The organism is Paenibacillus dendritiformis, assembly GCF_015845845.1.
Taxonomy (GTDB): Bacteria; Bacillota; Bacilli; order Paenibacillales; family Paenibacillaceae; genus Paenibacillus_B; species Paenibacillus_B dendritiformis_C.
Map to the genome: position 1 here is coordinate 1 of NZ_LDIG01000015.1, position 2,664 is coordinate 2,664.

The following is a 2,664-nucleotide window of genomic DNA, read 5'->3' on the forward strand; positions in this document are numbered from 1 at the left end:
CCGCCACAAGGAAGTCCTATGGGTGTTCACGGTGCTCTTGGGCCACTACAACCATGGGTCCACCTTGATCGCCAACGGCAACAAGGAGGCCTGGCTGAAGAAGCGCGATCGGTATCGGCAAGCGTGGCTCGACGAAGATCCCGAGTTCGAGCCGGACGGCAGCTACGATGACTTGCTCGCGTTCCTGTTCCCTGAAGCCGCCGAGATGTTGAGGGCGTCTCCCGCCAGCGAGGAAGTTCAGAGGCGGGCGCGGCAGGGCTCAATGGGATCGAAGCGGCACGACACGACCCGCTCAGCCAGCGCGGGCAGCGGCGATGATGCTCCCGGGAAGGTCTAGCTCAGGCCCCATCGCCAGCAGCTGTTTGTAAAGCGGGTTGACAGCATCCTTGTCGTAAGGGCCGCACACCCAGCACATGCCCATCACCGCCAGCGCCGCCATGCGAATCGCGTTGGAGAGCAGGGCGGGAATCAGGTCAGGATCGTAGTCCGGGGCCAGGTGGGGACGGTTGCCATAAACGGCCAAGGCGGCACGGCCGCCATGCGTGAAGGAATGATAGAGGCTCCACTCGTCCTGGCTTAGCGTCGAGAAGAAGCGGGAATCGCGAAAAGGCGAATGCTTATCGATGGCTTCAGCTACGACTTTGGCCTTGAAAAAGGGGAATTTGTCTTCCTCCAGGAACGTCTGCGTCTGCGCGTCGTCGGCGCATAGGGTGAACCACCAACCGCGCTGGAGCGTCTCGAGCATGGGCCGGGCCAACGCAAAGGCGCTGGCGGCGTAGGCAGATCCATGCCGCTGTACATGCGAGGTGATCGACACCGAGTGCTCGAAGGACACACCGAAGAGCTGATAACCGACCTGGTGGCGATCGGGTGCCGCATCGGGCGGCATCGGTATCCGCATGGCCAACTCGGCAAGGCGCGATTGAATAGCCAAAGCATGCGTGGACTGGGTGCTCAACGGGTCAGCGTTCATGCGCCCGATCATACAAGGCGGCCATCCTTGGCAACTTCGCTTCGCTGCGCGCCCGTCCGTGGGCTTGCAAGCCTGGCGGCGGATGAAGCCCGCCGCCGGGCCAGCAAGAGCAGAAAGCAGCTAGAGCCAGGTGGGGATTTCATCCCCGAAAGAAGCAAGAACAAAGCCGCCATCTCGGTGAGAAGAGCAAGCCTACAAGCACGAGGGCCGTCAGGGTTTGCTCAGCCCAGATCCCTTCTTCGGAATGGCCTGTCCGGCCGGGGCCTTACGCTCTGCAATGGCCTTTGCACTTAGTCCTCCCACCTGCCCAACAAAGGCTTCGGTGTCGATCTTTGTGCCTGATTGGATAGGTTGATCTTTCTGATCCACAACGGGTTGATTGAGCTTTTCATTGAGAGTGGCTTTGGCGGCCTCAGCTATCCTAGTAAGGACGCTATGGACACGCTCCAGAGCCACAGCCGTGAGCTCGTTCATTTCCTCGGGTGTCGGTATACGGTTGCGGATAATGCCCTCAACCGCTTCCAATCCGGACGCCTCGTTCAATTCCTTTATCAGCTTTTCGTCAACCATATTCGCTTCGTCCCCAGGTGGAACCCCGAGCGTAGCGCACGGGCGTGTCCGTGAGCACTGCGGTCGCCTATTGCACTCAGAATATCCGTCAACCATGCGGGGCGCCTAAGTAGGGCTAATGACATTGGAGCCCCGCTGTGCGTCGGGCCATCGGCAAAGCTCCAGCCCGTCCCGGTCTGTACCCTTCGGGCTTCTGTCCCTGGCCCAACCGCCCAAGCATTCGGTGTGCCAAGGCACGCCATCAAAGCCTTCATGCGCTGCGCGCCGCCCCAGCGCCCGGCTTCTCCGGTCAAGGGTCGCTCCAGGGCCCGTGTCCGTCGCTGCGCTCCATCCCGCGCCAGCCCTTCCACTTGCTCCCTTGACCGCGCCGTCCCCTGGGGCCGTGGGGTTTCCATTCCAGGTCATCGGGAACCGATGCCCAGGTTCGGGCCAGTCAAGATGGAGCGAAGCATGAGCCGTTGTCAGTGGGTCATCACCGTCGATCACATCACCCAGGGGAAGCGGGTCGGGACCGTGGGGCCGTGGGATGCCGAGCTTTCGGCCGAAGCAATCCAGCACCACCCAGAGGGCCAGCCTTTCCGACTGAAGGACGATGACGGGCAGCTGTATTTCGAAGGCGTCTACGTGGGGCCCGATGACGGGGATCTGTTCGCGCCGCTCGACGACTTCGGCATGCCAGACGCCGGATGCACCCAGATTCTTTACCAGGACAGCCGGGGCCGGTGGGAGTTCTTGTGAGCACCCACCCGACTTTTTCCAATCCGTTTCAGGAGCACCCCATGTTCACCAACGCCAATGTCGTTTCCTCCTATACCCGCGCCCAGGCCATCAATGATGGCGTGCTCGTGGATTGCTCGAGCCTGGCGCGCGAAGCCGGCTTCCGTGTTCCGCTCGCCATGACGGCGGCGGTGTGGCACTCGTGCGTGGCGTGGACGGATGACAACGAGCAGGACAAGCCCATGGGGCAGTCCGAGGTAGGCCGGTTGTGGGATGTGTTGTGGATGGCCCTGCTGGCCGCCAAGCGCACGGAAGGCGATCGTGCGCCGTTCACCGTGCTTCGCGTCCCCAGGGAAGGCGCGGGAGTCTCGCCGCAGCCGGTGGAGCTGGTGCTTCACATCGGG

At 62.3% G+C, this 2,664-nt stretch carries 5 protein-coding genes; 3 read left to right on the top strand and 2 right to left on the bottom strand.

The features are described 5' to 3' along the window. Nucleotides 1–337 (top strand): hypothetical protein (locus ABD76_RS00110; protein ID WP_206765466.1); only part of this gene is annotated, 337 nt, incomplete at its 5' end. On the opposite strand, the gene ABD76_RS00115 is transcribed toward ABD76_RS00110, so the two are convergent. Beyond that, nucleotides 293–985 (bottom strand): DUF6988 family protein, encoded by a 693-nt coding sequence (locus ABD76_RS00115; protein ID WP_197253212.1) that lies wholly within the window; start codon nt 983–985, stop codon nt 293–295. The two genes, ABD76_RS00110 and ABD76_RS00115, sit on opposite strands and share 45 nt — an antisense overlap. A gap of 198 nt (nt 986–1,183) precedes the next feature. Beyond that, on the bottom strand, nt 1,184–1,543 hold the full coding sequence (locus tag ABD76_RS00120; protein WP_197253214.1) for a hypothetical protein: 360 nt from the start codon (nt 1,541–1,543) through the stop codon (nt 1,184–1,186). Between the two features lie 450 nt (nt 1,544–1,993). On the opposite strand from ABD76_RS00120, the gene ABD76_RS00125 reads away from it, so the two are divergent. Further along, entirely contained in the window at nt 1,994–2,281 is a 288-nt protein-coding gene (locus ABD76_RS00125) for a hypothetical protein (protein ID WP_197253215.1), read from the top strand. Nucleotides 2,282–2,322: 41 nt separating this feature from the next. Then, nucleotides 2,323–2,664, top strand: a 342-nt coding sequence (locus ABD76_RS00130; protein WP_338124992.1) for a DUF6573 family protein, incomplete at its 3' end; no start/stop codon positions are given.